Source organism: Pseudomonas sp. Leaf127, from assembly GCF_001423155.1.
Taxonomy (GTDB): domain Bacteria; phylum Pseudomonadota; class Gammaproteobacteria; order Pseudomonadales; family Pseudomonadaceae; genus Aquipseudomonas; species Aquipseudomonas ovata.
In genome coordinates this window covers 811,659-829,786 of record NZ_LMOA01000021.1, presented here as the reverse complement: position 1 = coordinate 829,786, position 18,128 = coordinate 811,659, and the positions used below count along the sequence as shown (strand labels likewise).

Below are 18,128 nucleotides of genomic sequence, written 5' to 3'. Positions count from 1 at the left end.
ATCAGCGTGACCTGGGTGCGATCCATGATGTTATAGTGTTTCAAATTTTAGGCGCCGCCTGCCGTCGCGTCTTCCCGCCTGACGCTGCTTCGACCGAGACTCACTCACCCATGAACAGCCCGCTTCCCGATGTTGCCCTCACGGAAACCTCTGCGGCCCTGATGCCCCTGGACTGGGTCGGCATGCAGGGCATTGAACTGCCCTTGCAGCTTGATGAACCAGGCCAGACCCGTGGCGTCCATGCCCGTGCCGATGTGCAGGTCGACCTGGCCGACCCTGGCGTCAAGGGCATTCATATGTCGCGGCTGTACCGCTTGCTCGACGCCTTTGCCGCACAGCACGCCCTCACGCCCCAGACCCTGGCCACGTTGTTAGACGCCATGGTCGCCAGCCATGCCGATTGCCGCTCGACCCAGGCTCGCCTGCAATTGGGTTTCAGCCTGTTGTGTCGCCGCCCGGCGTTGGTGACCGCCGGCCTGAGTGGCTGGAAGTCGTACCCGGTGACGGTCAAGGCGCTGTGGCAAGGCGCACGCCTGCAACTGGACGTGGCAGTCGAGGTCACTTATTCCTCGACCTGCCCGTGCTCGGCGGCGTTGTCACGGCAACTGATCGAAGAGGCGTTTCGTGCCCGCTTTGCCGGGCAAGGCACGGTGGACCCGGCGCAGGTTGCGGTCTGGCTGCGCGAGAACGCCTCGTTCGCCACACCGCACAGCCAGCGCAGCGTGGCCTGCGTGCAGGTGCGCATCCCGGAGCAGGCACGTCGCCTGGACCTGATGGCGTTGATCGACACCACCGAAGCGGCGCTGGGTACGCCGGTGCAGACCGCCGTCAAGCGCGCCGATGAACAGGCCTTTGCCCGTCTCAACGGGCAGCACCTCATGTACGTCGAAGATGCCGCGCGCAAGATCCAGCAGGCGCTCGAAGGGCGCTTTGCCGCCTCCAGCGTCAGCGTGCGCCACCTGGAAAGCCTGCACCCCCACGACGCCGTGGCGCAGACCTCCAATTACCTGACCTGAAACCGATTTGAAGTTGACCTGAAAAAGGCCCGGCCACACCGGGCTCACTCTTAAAACCGCAACGGACGTTTCCTCGCCATGACCACCGCTGTCACCCCCAAGCCTGCCTTGCGGCTGCGCTCGATCGATGCCCTGCGCGGGCTGATCATCCTTTTCATGCTGCTGGACCACGTGCGCGAAACCTTTTTGCTGCACCGGCAGGTCGGCGACCCGATGGATGTCGCCACCACCGCTCCGGAGCTGTTCTTCAGCCGTACCCTGGCACACCTGTGCGCACCGTTGTTCGTGTTCCTCACCGGGCTGTCGGCCTTTCTGTATGGCGAGAAGCACAGCGGCCGCCGCGATGTGTCGGCCTTTCTGTTCAAGCGCGGGCTGTTCCTGGTGTTCCTGGAGTTCACCCTGGTCAGCTTCGCCTGGACGTTCCAGTTCCCGCCGACGGTGATTTACCTGCAAGTGATCTGGGCCATCGGCCTGAGCATGATTGCCCTGTCGGTGCTGGTCTACCTGCCACGCCCGGTGCTGGCGGCCCTGGGAGTGTTGATCGTGGCCGGGCATAACCTGCTCGACGGCCTGCATTTCGGCGTCGAGTCGGCCCTGCACATCCCGTGGGCGGTGCTGCATGATCGCGGCTGGATCGAGGTGTCGGACAGCCTGCGCCTGCGCACCTCCTACCCGTTGCTGCCGTGGATCGGCGTCATTGCCCTGGGCTACGCCGCCGGTCCCTGGTTCGCCAGCACGGCCAGCGCCACGGCCCGGCGCAGCAAGCTGTGGCTCAGCGGCCTGGGCCTGCTCGGCGGGTTTGTGCTGTTGCGCCTGCTCAACGGCTATGGCGAAAAACCCTGGGGCGTCGGCGCCACCGACGTGCAGACCGTGATGAGTTTTTTCAACATCACCAAGTACCCGCCATCGCTGTTGTTCATCAGCCTGACCCTGGGCCTGGGCCTGCTGTTGCTCATTGCCCTTGAACGCTGGCAGGAGCGTGCCTGGCTCAAGCCGCTGGTGATCTTCGGTGCCGCGCCGATGTTCTTCTACCTGCTGCACCTGTATGTGCTCAAGTTCCTGTACCTGATTGCCGTGGCGGTATGGGGCCTGAACCAGGGCAAGTATTTCGGTTTCGACAGTGTCGGCGCGGTCTGGTTGTGCTCGGCGGTGCTGGCGGTGGTGCTGTTTCCGGCGGTGCGCTGGTTTGCCGCGCTCAAGGGGCGGCGCCGGGATATTGCCTGGCTCAAGTACCTTTGAACGGCACCGTCTGACGCCCGCAGCGGGCAGCGTAATTGTCGGTCCGGCATGACGTTGCCCGCACTTGAACATGACCGTCCATGCAATCGGGCGGAATCATTTGCGCAGGTCGTACCTCTGACAGGAATACAACAAAGTCAGTAGCCGATCATGACCGTATTCAATCGCTTCGCCACTCAACCTGCCGTCGAATCCGTTCGTTCAGCCGGTCCTGCCAGCCTGTATCATAGGCTGTTGCAGGGCGGCGCCGACGCCGCCCCGGACGAGTTGGCCACGTTCTTGAACACGCATTTGGCGTCTGCCGCCGACCTGCCGTGCGAACTGCCCGAGGACCCTGCGGACTTCGCCGCCTGGATGGACGCCAGGGCCAGCCAGGTAGGGGAGCAGTATGCGCAGTACCTGGCGGCGCGACATGCCGGTGAGCCGCGTCGCTTCTTCAGCAACAAGGCGCACGCCCTGTACTTTCTGCAATGCGTGGCACCGACCAAACTGGTCGATGGCGCCTGGTTGTACAGTGCGCTGCAACACGCTGATGACTGGCGTTACCAAGGCTTGATCCGCACCTACCTGGAAGAGCTGGGCGACGGCGATCCGGGCCTTAATCATGTGGTGTTGTATCGCAAGCTGCTGAACGAGCACGACTGCGCGCCCACCCACGAACTCGACCAGGACCTGTACCTGCAAGGCGCCCTGCAACTGGCCCTGGGGCAGGCGGGCGATGCGTATCTGCCAGAGATGATCGGCTACAACTTCGGTTACGAGCAGTTGCCGCTGCACCTGTTGATCACCTCGTTCGAGCTGAACGAACTGGGCATCGACCCTTACTATTTCACCTTGCACGTGACCATCGACAACGCCAGCACCGGTCATGCGCAAAAGGCCGTCGAGGCGGTCAACGGCTTTCTCGCCAGTTGTGCCGACAAGGCTGAGTTCATGGTCCGATTGCGCAATGGCTACCGCCTCAATGACCTGGGCGTCGGCACCCAGGCGGTGATCGCAGGTTTCGACATCGAGCGCGAAGTGATCGGTATGCTGGAGCGCAAGCGCAGCTTTGGCCAGAGCATGCATTCCGATTACTGCCGGCTCGATGGCAAGACCGTCAACGAGTGGCTGGCCACGCCCGGGCAGATTGCGCCGTTTCTGGCCACGCTGCAGAGCAAGGGCTGGATACGTCGCCACGAAGACCCACAGTCCAGTCGCTTCTGGCAACTGATCGACGGCCCGGGGGCGGTGATGTTCGGTGTGTTCAGCGGCTACGAGATGCAGTTGCTACACGACTGGATCGCCGGCGACTGGCTGCAGGCGCAAGACACGCGCCCGTTCCGTGCCCGTTTTCGCCAGCGCACCGTGCGCACGCCCGCTGAAACGGCGGCCCCTGAAAAGCGTCAGGCCCAGGTGCCGCTGGCCACCCTGCTGGAGCGTCTGTCGCCCAGCCACCATGCCACCCCCGAAGGCCTGCATGCCACGCGCATGTTCACGCACTTACTTGCCGCAGGAGGCGCCCGATGACCGATCACTCTGCAACCGCTGCACCGTATTTTTCGCCGGCCGACGATCTCGATGCCGGCAGTGACCTGGCCCTGTTGCAACTGGGCCGGCGCTTGCACGCCGATGGTTATCGCTTCATTACCATCACGCCGCTGAGCCATCAGCGCAATAACCTGCGGCCCGAAAACCGCGTGGCCAGAAGTGTGCGCGACATCTTTGGCTGGAGCCGTCCGTTCGATAACGAGTTGCTGACCCGTCCGGAACTCGAAGCCCTGGTGGCCAGCGGGGTGATACGCGCCCACGCCGGCCGGTGGATCAGTGATGTGCGCTGGTCGAGCCTGGGCGATCTGCTGCTGGTGCATTCGGCCTTTCCCACCGTAGGCCACGATGCGGTGTTCTTCGGCCCCGACACCTACCGGTTTACCCAGGCCATCGGCGAGCACCTGCGCACCTCCAGCGACCCGGTGCGCCGTGCGATCGATATCGGTTGCGGCACAGGCGCCGCCGCTATTCAGATCGCCCGGGCACGGCCGCATGCACAGGTGCTGGCCGTGGACATCAACCCCACGGCGCTGCGCTTTACCGCCGTGAACGCTGCCCTGGCCGAGGTCGAGAACGTCTCGGCCTGGCACAGCGACATTCTCGATGGCGTCGACGGTGAGTTTGACCTGATCGTGGCCAACCCACCGTACATGAAGGACACCCAGCGCCGGGCTTATCGCGATGGCGGTGAGCGCTTGGGCTCGGAGCTGTCGGTGCGCATCGTCGAGCAGGCGCTCAAGCGTTTGAGCGTGGGCGGCACATTGTTGCTGTACACCGGCGCCCCGAGCGTGGACGGCAAGGACCTGTTTCTGCAACACGCCATGCCGCTGATCGACCAGCCTGACCTGGCCTGGGTGTATCGCGAGATGGACCCTGATGTCTTCGGCGAAGAACTCGATGCGCCGGGCTACGGCCAGGCCGAACGAATTGCCGCCGTGGTGTTGACAGTCACGCGCTTGCGCTGACGTGCACCACTCGTCCAGACCCCGGCACTTATCCGGCGGGAGTCTTTCTTATGTTACGCGCGGATGTCCTGCGTCTGAGACTGGAGAATGCTCATGGAAATCAATGAAAACGCACCCGGCAATGTGTCCCAGAGCCCGGTAACGCGCACCACCGACAACGAAACCGGCTTCGACCCCAACTCGCGCAACGAGCCGGGTCCGACCCGCAACGGCGACACCGAGCCGCTGCCGCTGGCCAACGAACCGCTGGTGACCACGGCGTCGGGCAACGGGCAGGACAGCACACTGATCGACGAGAAAGCTTTCGACGAACTGCGCAATGACAAGGCCGAAGACCCGGACCTGCCGGTCAACCCGCCGCCGGTTGATGAAGACGAAGAACCCTCGCCAGGCAGTAGCCGCTGATCGCGTTTTGGTTTGTAGGAGCGCGCTTGCCGGAATGCCGGACCACCGCGACCGGCTGCGTTAGCAGTCGTAAAATTTCAGCGTTTCCGAGATCTTGCAGTCATTCGCTGTAAATTTTCAGCGTTTCCGAGATTTTGCGAGCGCTACGCACTCGGTCGCGGGCAGAGCGCGCTCCTACCCTGGGCCAGTCCCGAGGTGAGCGCCTTCGCATCCTGGAGGCGTTCACTGAACCAATGTTCATATCCGATTACAAACCCCTCGCCACACCTTCTGCCAGCGCAAACGTCCCGCGTTCAGGCAGTCCTCATTACCGTCCTCCCGATTTATCGATAAGGAATCACGCTCATGCTGAAAAAACTGCTGCTGGCCGCCGTGCCGGTGCTTGCCACGAGCCAGGCACTGGCCCTCGATGCGCAGCAATGGACCGCGCTGGAGCCGGCCGTAAAAGCCGCCGTGGAGTGCCGCAAGCCGCTGACCGCCGAGAGGCTCAAGGACGTGACGCCTGATTCGCCCGGCGCCTGGACCCTGACGCCCGCCACGGCGTTCAACGTGCTCGGCCTGCCCGTGACGCGGGTCGAGGTGTTTATCGACCCCAATGAGGAGCTGGGCGCCAGCTACACGGCGGTCATTGAAAAGCAGAGCCTGAAAAAAGTGCAGCAGCAGGTGAAGGCCGCGAGCAAGAAGGGGCTGATCGGTGACCTGGCCGCCGGCCAGGCGCATGGCCCGGAGCAGGTAGAAATCACCTGTGTGGTGGCCGAAGGCTGAAGCTTGCGAGGCAGCCGGGCAATCAGATCAGATTGATTGCCCGGCCTTGGTCAGGTGTGGCTTAACGATTACGCGTCACGCGCCACACGGTATTGGCCAGGTCGTCAGCGATGATCACCGCACCCCGCGGGTCGACAGTCACGCCCACCGGCCGGCCACGGGTCTTGCCATCGGTGCCGCGAAAGCCTGTAGCAAAGTCCAGCGGCTCSCCGGCCGGGCGACCGTTGTCGAACGGCACGAAGATCACCTTGTAGCCCACTGGGTTGTCGCGGTTCCAACTGCCGTGCTCGCCCACGAACACCCCGTTGGCAAACTGCTCGCCCATGGCCGGGATGGAAAAGGCCACGCCCAGCGCAGCTACGTGCGAGCCCAGACTGTAGTCGGGCTTGATCGTCGCGGCCACTTTGTCAGGGTTTTGCGGTTGCGCGCGGCTGTCGACATTCTGGCCCCAGTAACTCCAGGGCCAGCCATAGAAACCGCCTTCGCGCACCGAGGTCAGGTAGTCGGGCACCAGGTCAGGACCCAGTTCATCACGCTCGTTGACCACGGCCCACAGCTGTCCGGTGCCAGGCTGGATGGCCAGCGCCGTGGGGTTGCGCAAGCCGGTGGCATACGGCTTGTGCGCCCCGGTCTGGGCGTCGATCTGCCAGACCATGGCACGGTCGATTTCCACTTCCATGCCGCGTTCGGTGACGTTGCTGTTGGAGCCGATGCCCACATACAAATAACGGCCATCCGGGCTGACGGTCAGGGCCTTGGTCCAGTGGTGGTTGATCGCCGAAGGCAGGTCGGCAACCTTGACCGGCGCGCCACTGGCCTGGGTCTGACCGGTCTGGTAATCGAAGCTCACCAGCGCATCCTGGTTGGCCACGTACAGCTTGCCGTTGGCAAAGGCCAGGCCGTAAGGCGCGTTGAGGTTGTCGGCAAATACCTTTTTCAATTCATAGACGCCATCGCCGTCGGCATCACGCAACAGGACCAGACGGTTGCCGCCTTTGACCTGGGTATTGCCCTGCGCCTTGATGTAGCCGGCGATCACGTCCTTGGGCTTGAGCTTGGCCGCGTTGCCGCCACGGCCTTCGGCCACCAGGATGTCGCCGTTGGGCAGCACCAGGGTCTGGCGCGGGATCTTCAGGTCGGTGGCGATGGCGGTGACGCTGAAGCCTTCAGGCACCGTGGGTTTCTGGTCGCCCCAGGCGGTGGGTTCGGCGATCTTCATGCTCGGCAGCAGGCTGCGCTGCGGCTCGGGCAGTTTCGGGTCCGGACCGCGTGCTTGCGTGCTGTCTGCTTCACCGCCACAGGCACTCAACAGCAACGCCAGGCTCAGGACCGACAGTGTGCTGGCGTGTTTCATCGTGCACCTCCGCTGCGCAGATTGGTAAAGCCGGTCCAGGCTGCGACCACGGTCAACAGCGTGACAATCACCGACAGGATCAGGCCCAGCGGCATGATTGCCCAGGCGTCCTTGGCGTGTTCGAACGCGTTGAGCAGTCCCAGCAGCCAGGCGGCCAGCAACACCAACAGGTACGCCAGTGCCCGTCCGCCCTTGTGCTCGGCGCGCAGCAGGTTGGCAATCGCGAACAGCCCGGTCAGTCCGGCGAACAACAGCCCGCCGGCGATCAGCCAGGAAGCGAAGTTGCTCCACTGGATCTGTTGGGTGTTGTAGTAGGCGATGTCATTGAGCAAGGCGCCCAGAAACAGCGCGACGGTGCCGCCCAGCAAAATGCCATGCAGGGGGCCGGGCACACTTCGGTAGGGGGGATGATCGGTTACGGTCACGGCGGCGCTCCTTATCGTTGACGGTCCAGGGCAGAAGCTGCCCGCGCATGCAAATGGATCGTACGGTCGGCGCGTTAGTTCAGCGTTATGCAGGGCTCGACATATTTCGTAATATTGATTGGGGCAGGATTTTGGCGGACGTTCATGAACGGGTCGCCGCCTCGTGCAGGCGCGCAGGACAGAGGCGCGCGGGTCCCGCGACCCGTCGCGTCAGCCGTCGGGAATGTTCAGTGTTTCACTCCGGTTGCGTTCGCCTGTACTGGCTAATGCAATGCTTCAGGGCTTGACGAACTTCAAGGTAAACCGGTCCGACTCACCAATGGCGGCATACCTGGCGCGGTCCTGGTCGCCCAGCTTGTAGGCGGGTGGCAAGGTCCAGACACCGGCCGGGTAATCCTTGGTGTCTTGCGGGTTGGCGTTGACCTCGCTGCTGCCCTGCAACTTGAAGCCCGCCTCCAGCGCCAGCTTGATCACATAGTCGGTGGGCAAGTAGCCGGTCTTGTCGATGCTCTGCAGATCGGCGCCATCCCGGGCGCGGTGATCGACCACGCCCAGCACGCCGCCGGACTTGAGCACAGTGAAAAACCCCTTGAACGTGGCCGGTGCATCGCCGGCCACTACCCAGTTGTGCACATTGCGGAAGGTCAGCACCCGATCAGCCGAACCCGGCGCGCCGAACACCGGCGCCTTGGGGTCGAACTCGATGAATCCGGCCTTGCCGTACAGCGCTGGATTGGCGTCGAATTTGCTTTTGAGGCTGTCGGCGGCCTTGCGGTAATAATCGCCCGATGACGGCGCCTGCAAGGCGGCAATGTAATGCCCGTGATCCTTGAGCAACGGGGCAAGGATTTCGCTGTACCAACCGCCACCGGGGGTGATTTCGATCACCGTCTGGTCGGCCCGCAGGTCGAAGAACTGTAATGTCTCTTTGGGGTGGCGTGCCCCGTCGCGGGCACGGTTATCCACGGACCGCCACGCGCCGGCCAGTGCATCGGCATAGTGCGCATCGCTGATGCCGACCGAGTACGAAGTCGCGTGCGAGGCCATGGGGGCGAGCAGGGTGGCAAAGGTCAGGGCCAGCAGCGTGCGAGTCATGGTTCATCCTGAAAGGTGGGTATGAATCGAACCTACCATGCACCACCGTCAGGGCCATGAAACATTTTCCGTGGTCGACCGAACCGCAGGTTCTATGGCGCACGTTTTCAAGGCCATGATCGACTGTGGGAGGGGCCGGTCGGCGCCCCGACCTGCCCGTGACAGGATCAATCGTCCAGATTGTGAAACACCGTTTCCAGCAGGCGGTTCAGGCGCTGGATCTGCGCCTCGGTCAGGCCGTTGAAGCTGCGCTTGAACAGGTCGCGGGTGGCGCCCTGCATGCGTTCCACCGCCTGCAGGCCGACATCGGTGATGCGCACTTGGGTGACGCGGCCGTCTTCCAGGCTGGTGGCAGTGTCGACCAGGCCGTCGTCCTTCATGCGATAGACAATCTTGGTGATGGTCGGCAGCTTGGCGATGGCGTGGGTGGAAATCTCGGAAATGCTCGACTCGCCATTTTCCTTGAGGATCCACAGCACCCGCCAGGTCGAGACATCCATATCGATTTTCTTCAGGGCCTTTTCCATCACCTGGGTGTAGCGCCCGTGCACGCGTGCCAGCCAGTAAAACGGAAACTCTTCCTTGCGAAACTCATCGCTGGAAGGGTCATAGCGGCTGCGATTTTTCTTCGGGATGATCATCGGATACTCAAGGGCGCTGGACACGAGGGGCGATGATAAACGTTTCCATCGGCTTCAATCATCCCTTGATGAAACGTTTCGACAGGCCCGACTGCGAATCGGCCAGTTGATGCAGCGCCTGGGCAATGTCGCGGCTCTGGGCGGCGCGTTCACGTTCAGCGTCGGTGCGTTGGGCGATGCGGTTGATCTGCTGGGTGATGTCGGCCGCGACCTGGCCTTGCTGCTCCAGCGCAGCGGCCATTTGCTGGCTGTTGGCGCTGATGTGCTGCACCTGGTCGCAGATGCCTTGCAGCGCCGTGCGCGCCTGCCGGGCGTCGTTGCGCGCCTGGTCGACAGCCTGTTTGCCGCTGGCGGCCATGGCCAGTCCGTGCTGGCTGCCCTGGCGCAAGCCCAGCAGGGTGGCCTGGATTTCTTCGGTGGAGGCGGCGGTGCGCGAAGCCAGCCCGCGCACTTCATCGGCGACCACCGCAAAGCCCCGGCCGGACTCACCGGCACGCGCCGCCTCGATGGCTGCGTTCAGCGCCAGCAGGTTGGTCTGCTGGGCGATGCTCTGGATCACGTCGGCGACGTTACCGATGGCCTCCACGGCATTGGCCAGTTCGCCCATCGCCGTACCCATGTCCACCACCGAGGCACCGAGCTGATCCATCGAGGCCTGGCTGCGCTCGGACACCCGCTGCGCCCCGAGCGCCAGTTGCTCGGCATCACCGGCAGCGTTGGCGCTGGCCTGCAGGTTGCTGCACAGCTCGCCGATGGTGGCACTCATCTGCTCGATGGCGGTGGCGGCCTGGTCGGTGTGTTGCTGCTGGTCTTCAAGCGCTTCGCTGGCCGCCTGCACCACGCCGGCACTGACCTGTGCCTGGTTGCGCAACTGTTCGCTGCTGATATAAAGCCGTGTGATGACGGTGTTCAAGCGCCAGCGGTGGCTGGCCAGTGCCATGGCCAGCTCGCCCTGTACGCCCGGGTCGTGGGCATACAACGGCGCCAGTTGCGGGTCGCTGAAATGGTCACCGCCGGCGTCGAGCAGCCCTTGCTGTTGACGGCGACGATACGCCTGGGCGTAGACGACAGACACCAGCAGGCCGCCCGTTGCGACAGCGGCGAGCAGCGGACTGATCATACCGGCACCCAGACCGGCCAATGTGGCGCCAATACCGGCCAGGGCCGGGGCCTGCTCGCGCATCAGTGCGCTCAGTCGCCGTGACCAGGGCCATGGTGCCAGGCCGGCGGCCAGGCGCTGGTATAGCTGCACGGCGCGCTGCTGCTCGGCGGCGGTCAGCGGAAAATAGGCCGTGCCCACCGCACTCAGGCGGTTGTCGTCGAACAGCGGCACCAGGTACAGCTGTTTCCAGTATGGTCCGCCGCCGGCCTGGCGACCCACCACCGGCCCGGTCCAGGGTTTGCCCTGGCGCAAGGTGCGCCAGAGCGTGGTCAGCACCACAGGTGGCATGGCCGGCGCCAGGCCCGACTCGAAGAGAGAGCCTTGTAGCGCCGCAGGGTCTTGTCCGGTCATGTCGCAATACGCCTGGTTGCAGGTGAGCAAGCGGCCATCGGCATCCAGGCGTGAAATCGGGGGTTCGGTCAATCCGTGCATGACCCGCTCCTTACCAGTTCAGGCCGCGTTCGATACTCATCTTGCGCACCATGGCGTCGAAGAATTTGCTGGCAAAGCCGCTTTCGCGGATCAGCATCGCCGTCAGGTCGGCGCAGCGCTCGGCGATGCCGGTCTCCAGCGGATGGTCTTCGCCGCCCAGCGCACCGGCCGCGCACTGGTTCTCGGCGGCGCGCTGTACGGTCCAGAGCAGAAACAGCGCCTTGTCGATGCTGCTTTCGCCCACGGCGATGCCGTGGTTGCGCAACACCAGAATGTGCTTGTCGCCCAGGCTCTGGATCATCCGCGTTTTCTCGTCATCGAACAGGGTGATGCCTTCGAAGGTGTGGTAGCCGACCCGGCCATACAGCTGTGCGCCGTAGAAGTCGTCGTGGGTAAAGCCGCGTTTTTTCTGCACCACGGCCGAAATCGGCGTGGTGTGGGTGTGGATCAGGCACTGGATGTCATCGCGGGCACCGTGCACGGCGCTGTGCAAGGCAAAGCCGGCCGGGTTGCCGTCGTAGTCCGAAGGCTCCAGCTTGTGGCCGTGCAGGTCGACCTTGAGCAGGTTCCAGGGCGTGATTTCGGTGTAGTTCAGGCCGAACGGATTGACCAGGTAGTGGTGCGCCGGGCCCGGCAGGCGCGCCGAGATATGGTTGAAGATGGCTTCGGTCCAGCCGAACCAGTCCACCAGGTGGTAGCACTGGGCGAGCTTGACGCGCAAGGCCCATTCGGCGTCGTCGATGTGGGCGGGCTGGATGAATTGATCGCGGTTCACGGTCATGACGATTCCTGCTGGCAAAGGCTGTTCAAAGGGACGGCTGGCTGCGAAAGCGCGCCAGGTTGAGGATGTCGCGGGTCACCGGCATGTTCAGGCCCTGGCGCTCGGCCAGTTCGATCACCGCATCGCCGATTGCTTGCAGCTCCAGCGGGCGGCCGTGTTCGTAGTCCTGCAGCATCGAGGTGCGCACCTCACCCATGTCGGCGCCCATCTGCATGAAGGTCTGCGGATCGAAGCCGACCCGGGCACCGTAGGCCGCGGCCGTCAGCAGCGTTTCGTTGAGGATCTTGGCCACCACCGCGTTGAGTCCGGGCTGGCCGTACAACTGCGCCAGGGTCGCGCCGGTGAGCACCGACAACGGGTTGGAGGTCAGGTTGGCGATGATCTTGGTCCACAGCGAGTCGCGGATCCGCTCGCTGGCCCGGGCCTCGATGCCGGCGCCTTTGATCAGCGCACAGACCTGCGCCAGGCGCGGGCTCTGGCTGTTGTCCGGCTCGCCAAGGATCATCAGGTGCGGGTTGCTGGCGCGGACTACGCCTGGTGCCAGCACTTCGGCGGTGATGAACACCACGCAGCCCAGTACGTGCTTCACATCCAGCGCCTGGCTGATCACGCCGCCGGGGTCGACCGCTTCGATGTGCGAATTGGCAAAGCGGCCCGTGTCGCCGTGGAAATACCACCAGGGCACGCCGTTGACCACTGGCACCACCACCGTGTGCGGGCCGATCAGGGGTGCCAGGGTCGGCAACAGACTGGCCAGGCCCGGCGCCTTGATACAGATGAACACCAGGTCTTGCTCGCCCAGTTGCGCAGGGTCAGCCGCGACCTTGACGTGCGCATGGTGCTCGCCGTCCAGGTCGGTCAGGGTCACGCCGTGACTGGCAATGGCTGCCAGCGTGGCGCCGCGTGCCAGGACGCTGACCGGCTGGCCGCTGTTGGCCAGGCGCGCGGCGAGGGTGCAGCCGATGGCGCCAGCGCCGACGATGCAGACCCGCCTGATCGGCGGTGAAGGAAGATCGTCCATGAGTATGTCCTCAGCTGGCAAGCATGGTCTGGTGTTTGCTGGCGGCGCCCAGGTAGGCGTCGATCACCCGCGGGTCGTGGGCCAGCCGCGCCGCGGGGCCGTGCATGGCCACCTGGCCGGTTTCCAGCACGTAGGCGTAGTCGGCGACTTTCAGGGCGGCGCGGGCGTTCTGCTCGACCAGCAGGATCGACACGCCCTGGCCACGCAATTGATCAATGATGCGAAAGATCTCGCGGGTGATCAGCGGCGCCAGGCCCAGGCTGGGTTCGTCGAGCATCAGCAGCTTGGGCTTGGCCATCAGTGCCCGGCCCACGGCGAGCATCTGCCGCTCGCCACCGGACAGCGTGGCGGCGGCCTGCTTGCGGCGTTCCTGCAGGCGCGGGAACAGGCTGTAGATGTCGTCCAGGCTGGCAGCGAACGAGCGGTCGCCCTGGCGGTAGCGCATGAAGCCGCCGAGCTTGAGGTTGTCCTCGACGCTCATGCTGGAAAACAGCTCGCGCTTTTCCGGCACCAGGCCAAGCCCGCGGCCCACCAGCACTTCCACTTCAGGCACCACTTCCAGGCGCCCGTCAAAATTGACCTGCCCACGCGAGCCCAGCAGGCCCATGATGGCCGAGAGCAAAGTGGTCTTGCCGGCGCCGTTGGGGCCGATCACGGTGACGATCTGGCCCTGGCCGACGGTCAGGCTGGCGTCGGTCAGTGCTTCGACCTTGCCGTAGGCCACGCACAGGTTGTTGATCTCGAGCAGGGGCTTGTTCACAAGGTTCATGCTTCACTCCACGCCCAGATAGGCTTGCAAGACGGCAGGGTCGGACTGGATGGTCTCGGGCAGGCCTTCGGCGATCTTCTGGCCGAATTCCATGACGGTGATGCGGTCGACCAGGCCCATGACAAAGTCCATGTCGTGCTCGACCAGCAAAATGGCCATGCCCTCGTCGCGCAGGCGGCCCAGCAGGGCGGCCAGTTCCTGTTTCTCTTTATGGCGCAGACCGGCCGCCGGCTCGTCGAGGAGCAACAGGCAAGGGTCGGCGCACAGGGCGCGGGCGATTTCCAGGATGCGTTGCTGGCCCAGCGCCAGGGCGCCGGCTTCTTCGTACAGGTGCTCGCCCAGGCCGACGCGCTCCAGCTGCCGACGTGCTTCGGCCAGCAGGCGCGCCTCTTCGCTGCGCTCCAGGTGGGCAAAGCTCGACAGCACGCCGCCCTGGGCGCGCAGGTGGGCGCCGATGGCGACGTTTTCCAGCACGGTCATGCTCGGCAGCAGCTTGACGTGCTGGAAGGTGCGGCTCATGCCCAGCCGGGCAATGTGCCGCGAGGGGATACCGTTGATGCGCTGGCCCAGAAACAGCACGTCGCCCGAGGTCGGGATGTCGACGCCGGAGAGCTGGTTGAACAGGGTGCTCTTGCCGGCGCCGTTGGGGCCGATCAGGGCCAGGATCTCGCCGGCGTGCAGGCTCAGGTTCATGGCGTTGTTGGCCACCAGGCCGCCAAAGCAGCGGGTCACCTGGCGCGCTTCAAGAATCAGCTCGCCCTTGGCCGGTTGCGTGCGACGTGCCAGGGCCTCGGCCTCTGGCGGCGCCGGGCGCGGCGGGCGAGACTGGGCAAAGCGCCTGGCCAGCAGCGGCCACAAGCCGCCGGGCATGCGCTGCATCATCAAAATCACCAGCAGGCCGAAGACGATGGTCTCGTAGTTGCCCTGGCTGCCCATCACCAGTGGCAGCCAGTCCTGCAGCCACTGCTTGAGCAGGGTCAGCACGCCGGCACCGAGCAACGCGCCCCAGACACTGCCGACCCCGCCGATCAAGGCCATGAACAGGTAGTCGATGCCCATGTGCAGGCCGAACGGCGTCGGGTTGACGAAGCGCTGGGTGTGCGCATACAGCCAGCCGGACACCGCCGCGAACAACGCCGAGACCAGGAAAATCACCAGCTTGGCGCGAAAGGTATTGACGCCCATCGACTCGGCCATCACCTGGCCGCCCTTGAGCGCCCGGATCGCCCGGCCCTGGCGCGAGTCGAGCAGGTTCTGGGTGATCACGATCGCCACCAGCAGCACGGCCCAGATCAGGTAGAAAATCTTCTCGCCCTTGTCCAGCACCAGTCCGAACAGGCTGATGGCCGGCAGGTCGCTGATACCGGTCTGGCCGCCCAGGCCTTCAAGGTTGCCGAACAGGTAATACAGCGACAGGCCCCAGGCGATGGTGCCCAGCGGCAGGTAATGACCCGACAGTTTGAGGGTCATCGCGCCCAGCGCAATGGCCACCACCGCCGTGAGCACCAGCCCCACCAGCAGCGCCAGCCACGGCGAGCCGCCGGCCCAGGCCAGCCAGGCCGGCAATTGTTCGGTGGTGGTCAGGTAGGCACTGGTGTAGGCACCCAGACCCACAAAGGCGGCCTGGCCGAAGCTGGTCATGCCGCCGACGCCGGTCAGCAGCACCAGGCCCAGCACCACCAGTGCATACAGGCCGATGTAGTTGAGCAGGGTGACCTGGAAGGTCGGCAACAGCAGGGGGGCCAGGCCCATGACGGCGATAAAGGCCAGGGTCAGGTGACGGGGCTTCATGCCTCTTCCTCCACGTGATGGCTGAGCAGCGAGCGCCACAGCAGAAAGGGAATGATCAGGGTGAACACGATCACCTCCTTGTAGTTACTGGCCCAGAACATCGAGAACGCCTCGACCAGGCCGACCGCCACCGCGCCCACGGCCGCCAGCGGATAGCTGATCAAGCCGCCGATGATGGCGCCGACGAAGCCCTTGAGGCTGATGACAAAGCCGGAGTCGAAATACAGCGTGGTAATAGGCGCAATCAGAATCCCCGACAGGCAGCCGATGAAGGTCGCCATGCCGAAGGTCGCCTTGCCGGCCAGGTCCGGCGAAATGCCCATCAGGCGTGCGCCGGTGCGGTTCACCGCCGTGGCCTGCAGGGCCTTGCCATACAGGCTGCGGCCGAAGAACAGAAACAGGGTGGTGATCAGCACCAGCGACAGCGCCAGCACCCACAGGGTCTGGCTGTTGAGGGTGACCGGGCCCAGCGCCAGGCCGGCTTCGGAAAACGGTTTGGTGCGTGCGCCTTCCGGGCCGAACAGCAAAAGGCCCAGGCCGACCATGGCCACGTGCACGGCAATCGACACGATCAGTAGCACCAGCGGCGTGGCGCCGGCGATGGGCTGGAAGAACAGGCGGTACATCAACGGTCCCAGCGGCACCACCAGGCACAGGGTCAGCACGGCCTGGGCGGCCATCGGCAGGCTGGCCAGCGGCAGCTGGTACACGGCCAGCACCAGCAGCGCGCAATAGCCGGCCTTGACCAGCATGCGCCGATCAATGCGCACCCCGCGCCCGGCACGGTAGCGCGCCACGACGTCGAGCACGGCCTCGATCAGGGTCAGGGCCAGCAGCAACCAGGCCAGTGGCGTCGGGTGACCGGCCTGGATGGCGGCCATGGTCAGGGCACCGTAGGTGACGAATTCGCCCTGGGGAATCAGAAGCACGCGGGTGACGGTGAACACCAGCAATATCGACAGCGCGAGTAGGGCATAGATGGCACCGTTGGTGATGCCGTCCTGGCCCAGCAGCAGGGCTATCTGGACATTCATGGGAAGGTTCTCGCAAGGCTAGATACGGTTTTTATGGGCACAGGTCTGGAAACGTGGCGGTAGGCGCGCTCTGCCGGAATGCCGCGACCACTGCGACCGAGTGCGTGAGCGCTCGCAAAATTTCTGAAACGCCACAAATTCATGACTGTGATGGCATTTAAAATCTGCGAAACGCTGAAGATTTACGACTGCTGACGCAGCCGGTCGCGGTGGTCCGGCATTCCGGCAAGCGCGCTCCTACAGCCGAAGCGCAACCGGGGTTGGCCCTTATTTGAGCAGCGTCCAGCGGCCGTCCTTGACGGTGATCAGTTCGCGGCCGCGGTCATCGAAGCCGCTGTGGTCCTCGGCGCTCATGCTGTACACGCCCTGGGTGCCGGGCAGCTCGCGGGTCTGCTCCAGCGCATCGCGCAGCGCGGCGCGAAACTCCGGCGTCCCCGGTGCGGCTTTCTGGCTGGCGATCGGGATGGCTTTTTCCAGCAGCAGGCCGGCGTCGTAGACGTTGGCGCCGAAGGTCGCCGGGGTCTGCCCGTAGGCGGTCTTGTAGGCGTCGATGTACTGGCGGGCGATGGCCTTGGACGGGTGGTCATCGGGCATTTCGTCCAGCACCAGCATCAGGCTGGCGGCCAGGATGGTGCCTTCGACCTTCTTGCCACCCAGTTGCAGGAACTGCTCCAGCGCCGCGCCATGGGTCTGGTACATCTGGCCCTTGTAGCCCTGGTCGAACAGCGTGGTCTGTGGCATTACCGCGGAACTGCCGGGGGCGGCGATCAGCACCGCGTCCGGGCGCGCCATCAGCACTTTCAGGCCCTGGCCGGTCACCGAGGTGTCCTGGCGCTGGAAGCGCTCACTGGCGACGATCTTGAGACCGTTCTTTTCGGCCAGCGCGCCCATGACCTTGGCCCAGTTCTCACCGTAGGGGTCGGCCGTACCAATGAAGCCCAGGGTCTTGATGCCGCGCTTGAGCATGTCTTGCATCAGCGCCTGGGCAATCAGGTCATCGTTCTGGGTGGTCTTGAACACCCATTTCTTCTGCTCGGTCATCGGCAGCACCACCGCTGCTGTACCGACCGGCGCCAGCATCGGCGTGCCGGAGGCGGCAGCAAACTGGATCACCCCCATCGCATTGGGCGAACCGCTCGGGCCGATGATGGCGTCGACCTTTTCTTCATCGACCAGCTTCTTGAAGGCCTTGACCGAGGCGGTCGGGTCGCTGCCGTCGTCCAGCGAGATGTAGCGCACGGTCTGCTCGCCCATTGTGGTCGGCATCAGCGCCACGCTGTTTTTCTGCGGGATCCCCACTTGGGCGATCGGCCCGCTGGAGGAAGTGATCACACCGATCTTCACCTCGGCCTGACTTGTGGGGGTCCAGCCCAGGGCCAGGCCGGCAGCGCCGGACAGCAAGGCGGCGGTCAGTAGTTTTTTCATCACAGTCTCCATTGAACGGAAGTCGGCCAGGGCGTCGAGGGCACCAGGAAGTCAGGGGATCGATAGCAGGTTGCGTGCCAGTGACTGGCGCGCACCGAGGCTGGGCGCGGTCTGGCAGGGCGTGGCGATGAGGGAAGTGAAGACGGCGAAACGGCGCGGCCAGACAGGGCGAAAAGCACTGAAATCAAGGCGTTGAGCGGGTTTTTTGAGCGGATTTTTTCAGGCATTTTTATGCTCTTTTTTGGCGGAAAATTTTTTATTTGGTGAATCTTTTTGTC

The 18,128-nt window shown here is 64.3% G+C and carries 17 protein-coding genes; 6 read left to right on the top strand and 11 right to left on the bottom strand.

All coding sequences use genetic code 11. The features are described from left to right. Positions 1–110: 110 nt before the first annotated feature. The 6 genes from folE2 to ASF84_RS17075 all read left to right on the top strand — a co-directional run bounded on the left by folE2 (position 111) and on the right by ASF84_RS17075 (position 5,920). Positions 111–1,016 carry a GTP cyclohydrolase FolE2 gene (folE2, locus tag ASF84_RS17100; protein WP_056839996.1) on the top strand — a complete coding sequence of 302 codons (906 nt, stop codon included), beginning with the start codon at positions 111–113 and terminating at the stop codon, positions 1,014–1,016. Positions 1,017–1,094: 78 nt separating this feature from the next. Then, positions 1,095–2,255 carry a DUF1624 domain-containing protein gene (locus tag ASF84_RS17095; RefSeq protein ID WP_056839995.1) on the top strand — a complete coding sequence of 387 codons (1,161 nt, stop codon included), beginning with the start codon at positions 1,095–1,097 and terminating at the stop codon, positions 2,253–2,255. A 150-nt stretch (positions 2,256–2,405) separates the two neighbouring features. Next, positions 2,406–3,764, top strand: coding sequence for an iron-containing redox enzyme family protein (locus tag ASF84_RS17090; RefSeq protein WP_056839994.1), 1,359 nt, complete (start codon positions 2,406–2,408; stop codon positions 3,762–3,764). Beyond that, entirely contained in the window at positions 3,761–4,750 is a 990-nt protein-coding gene (locus ASF84_RS17085) for a methyltransferase (RefSeq protein ID WP_056839993.1), read from the top strand. The genes ASF84_RS17090 and ASF84_RS17085 overlap by 4 nt, the downstream gene beginning before the upstream one ends. A gap of 93 nt (positions 4,751–4,843) precedes the next feature. Next, complete coding sequence (locus tag ASF84_RS17080) at positions 4,844–5,155, top strand: hypothetical protein (RefSeq protein WP_056839992.1); 312 nt, start codon at positions 4,844–4,846, stop codon at positions 5,153–5,155. Positions 5,156–5,500: 345 nt separating this feature from the next. Continuing rightward, complete coding sequence (locus tag ASF84_RS17075) at positions 5,501–5,920, top strand: hypothetical protein (RefSeq protein WP_236709438.1); 420 nt, start codon at positions 5,501–5,503, stop codon at positions 5,918–5,920. 61 nt (positions 5,921–5,981) lie between these two features. On the opposite strand, the gene ASF84_RS17070 is transcribed toward ASF84_RS17075, so the two are convergent. The 11 genes from ASF84_RS17070 to ASF84_RS17020 all read right to left on the bottom strand — a co-directional run bounded on the left by ASF84_RS17070 (position 5,982) and on the right by ASF84_RS17020 (position 17,850). Next, complete coding sequence (locus ASF84_RS17070) at positions 5,982–7,274, bottom strand: PQQ-dependent sugar dehydrogenase (protein ID WP_056839991.1); 1,293 nt, start codon at positions 7,272–7,274, stop codon at positions 5,982–5,984. Next, a complete protein-coding gene (locus ASF84_RS17065) occupies positions 7,271–7,699 on the bottom strand; it encodes a DUF2231 domain-containing protein (protein WP_056839990.1) in 429 nt (142 codons plus the stop codon). The genes ASF84_RS17070 and ASF84_RS17065 overlap by 4 nt, the downstream gene beginning before the upstream one ends. A 276-nt stretch (positions 7,700–7,975) precedes the next feature. After that, on the bottom strand, positions 7,976–8,794 hold the full coding sequence (locus ASF84_RS17060; protein WP_056839989.1) for a class I SAM-dependent methyltransferase: 819 nt from the start codon (positions 8,792–8,794) through the stop codon (positions 7,976–7,978). Positions 8,795–8,961: 167 nt separating this feature from the next. After that, positions 8,962–9,435, bottom strand: coding sequence for a MarR family winged helix-turn-helix transcriptional regulator (locus tag ASF84_RS17055; protein ID WP_056839988.1), 474 nt, complete (start codon positions 9,433–9,435; stop codon positions 8,962–8,964). 58 nt (positions 9,436–9,493) lie between these two features. Beyond that, positions 9,494–11,029, bottom strand: coding sequence for a methyl-accepting chemotaxis protein (locus tag ASF84_RS17050; RefSeq protein ID WP_056839987.1), 1,536 nt, complete (start codon positions 11,027–11,029; stop codon positions 9,494–9,496). Between the two features lie 10 nt (positions 11,030–11,039). Beyond that, on the bottom strand, positions 11,040–11,810 hold the full coding sequence (locus ASF84_RS17045; RefSeq protein ID WP_056839986.1) for a class II aldolase/adducin family protein: 771 nt from the start codon (positions 11,808–11,810) through the stop codon (positions 11,040–11,042). Between the two features lie 25 nt (positions 11,811–11,835). Next, entirely contained in the window at positions 11,836–12,831 is a 996-nt protein-coding gene (locus ASF84_RS17040) for a ketopantoate reductase family protein (RefSeq protein WP_056839985.1), read from the bottom strand. A 10-nt stretch (positions 12,832–12,841) separates the two neighbouring features. After that, positions 12,842–13,600: an ABC transporter ATP-binding protein gene (locus ASF84_RS17035; RefSeq protein WP_056839984.1), complete on the bottom strand. Its 759-nt coding sequence runs from the start codon at positions 13,598–13,600 to the stop codon at positions 12,842–12,844. A gap of 3 nt (positions 13,601–13,603) precedes the next feature. Next, positions 13,604–15,391: a branched-chain amino acid ABC transporter ATP-binding protein/permease gene (locus ASF84_RS17030; protein WP_056839983.1), complete on the bottom strand. Its 1,788-nt coding sequence runs from the start codon at positions 15,389–15,391 to the stop codon at positions 13,604–13,606. Beyond that, complete coding sequence (locus ASF84_RS17025) at positions 15,388–16,425, bottom strand: branched-chain amino acid ABC transporter permease (protein WP_056839982.1); 1,038 nt, start codon at positions 16,423–16,425, stop codon at positions 15,388–15,390. Before ASF84_RS17025 ends, ASF84_RS17030 begins: the two co-directional genes overlap by 4 nt. Before the next feature lie 267 nt (positions 16,426–16,692). Next, positions 16,693–17,850 carry an ABC transporter substrate-binding protein gene (locus tag ASF84_RS17020; protein ID WP_197977070.1) on the bottom strand — a complete coding sequence of 386 codons (1,158 nt, stop codon included), beginning with the start codon at positions 17,848–17,850 and terminating at the stop codon, positions 16,693–16,695. Positions 17,851–18,128: the final 278 nt, after the last annotated feature.

Bases quoted from the DNA above. Each gene is read 5' to 3' on its own strand.
- ASF84_RS17030 (WP_056839983.1), bottom strand. From the start codon at position 15,391: ATGAAGCCCCGTCACCTGACCCTGGCCTTTATCGCCGTCATGGGCCTG.
- ASF84_RS17080 (WP_056839992.1), top strand. From the start codon at position 4,844: ATGGAAATCAATGAAAACGCACCCGGCAATGTGTCCCAGAGCCCGGTA.
- ASF84_RS17085 (WP_056839993.1), top strand. From the start codon at position 3,761: ATGACCGATCACTCTGCAACCGCTGCACCGTATTTTTCGCCGGCCGAC.
- ASF84_RS17075 (WP_236709438.1), top strand. From the start codon at position 5,501: ATGCTGAAAAAACTGCTGCTGGCCGCCGTGCCGGTGCTTGCCACGAGC.
- ASF84_RS17060 (WP_056839989.1), bottom strand. From the start codon at position 8,794: ATGACTCGCACGCTGCTGGCCCTGACCTTTGCCACCCTGCTCGCCCCC.
- ASF84_RS17020 (WP_197977070.1), bottom strand. From the start codon at position 17,850: ATGAAAAAACTACTGACCGCCGCCTTGCTGTCCGGCGCTGCCGGCCTG.
- ASF84_RS17040 (WP_056839985.1), bottom strand. From the start codon at position 12,831: ATGGACGATCTTCCTTCACCGCCGATCAGGCGGGTCTGCATCGTCGGC.
- ASF84_RS17055 (WP_056839988.1), bottom strand. From the start codon at position 9,435: ATGATCATCCCGAAGAAAAATCGCAGCCGCTATGACCCTTCCAGCGAT.
- ASF84_RS17095 (WP_056839995.1), top strand. From the start codon at position 1,095: ATGACCACCGCTGTCACCCCCAAGCCTGCCTTGCGGCTGCGCTCGATC.
- folE2 (WP_056839996.1), top strand. From the start codon at position 111: ATGAACAGCCCGCTTCCCGATGTTGCCCTCACGGAAACCTCTGCGGCC.
- ASF84_RS17045 (WP_056839986.1), bottom strand. From the start codon at position 11,810: ATGACCGTGAACCGCGATCAATTCATCCAGCCCGCCCACATCGACGAC.
- ASF84_RS17050 (WP_056839987.1), bottom strand. From the start codon at position 11,029: ATGCACGGATTGACCGAACCCCCGATTTCACGCCTGGATGCCGATGGC.
- ASF84_RS17025 (WP_056839982.1), bottom strand. From the start codon at position 16,425: ATGAATGTCCAGATAGCCCTGCTGCTGGGCCAGGACGGCATCACCAAC.
- ASF84_RS17035 (WP_056839984.1), bottom strand. From the start codon at position 13,600: ATGAACCTTGTGAACAAGCCCCTGCTCGAGATCAACAACCTGTGCGTG.
- ASF84_RS17090 (WP_056839994.1), top strand. From the start codon at position 2,406: ATGACCGTATTCAATCGCTTCGCCACTCAACCTGCCGTCGAATCCGTT.